The sequence below is a fragment of the Dorea sp. 210702-DFI.3.125 genome (assembly GCF_020560945.1).
Lineage (GTDB): Bacteria > Bacillota > Clostridia > Lachnospirales > Lachnospiraceae > Dorea > Dorea formicigenerans.
In genome coordinates this window covers 1-754 of sequence record NZ_JAJCNF010000075.1, presented here as the reverse complement: position 1 = coordinate 754, position 754 = coordinate 1, and the positions used below count along the sequence as shown (strand labels likewise).

Annotated in this window: 1 protein-coding gene; it reads left to right on the top strand. The window is 50.4% G+C overall.

The window, feature by feature from the left end:
- Positions 1 to 32 precede the first annotated feature (32 nt).
- On the top strand, positions 33 to 754 hold a 722-nt coding region (locus LI164_RS15585; protein ID WP_158553866.1), incomplete at its 3' end, for a recombinase family protein.

Here is a 754-nt window from a genome sequence, read left to right as displayed (position 1 = left end):
AGAGCCAGATACCGTCTGGATTGTGTGGGTAAATGGCTATGATGAACGAAATGGAATACAGAACAATCGGTTCGGCACTTGCCGGGGGTTATCGTGCAGCGGTCTATTGCAGACTGTCAAAGGACGATGACCTGCAAGGCGAAAGTGCCAGTATCGCAAACCAGCGTGATATGCTGGAAAAATACTGCGAAAAGCAGGGATGGGAGGTTGTGGCAGTCTATCAGGACGATGGCTTCACAGGTCTTAATATGGAGCGTCCTGATTTACAGAGAATGTTGAGAGCCATTGAGCGCAGGCAAATCAACCTTGTCATCACGAAAGACCTCAGCCGACTGGGGCGTAACTATCTGCAAACCGGGCATTTGATTGAGGACTTTTTCCCAAGAAACGGTGTCCGCTATATCGCCATGAATGACGGTATCGACACCCTGCGGGATAACAACGATATTGCCCCGTTCAAGAATATCCTGAACGAGATGTACAGCAAGGATATTTCCAAGAAAGTCCATTCCTCTTATCTTCTGAAAGCGCAGAAAGGACAGTTTACCGGGTGTCTTGCCCCGTTTGGGTATCGGAAAGACCCGGAGGACAAAAACCATCTGCTCATTGACGAGGAAACCGCCCCGATTGTGCGGCTGATTTTCGGATATGCCCTAAACGGTCATGGTCCGAACTATATCCGCAGACGGCTGGAGGAAGAAAAAATCCCCTGCCCCACATGGTGGAACCGGGAACGGGGGCTTCGCAATACCCG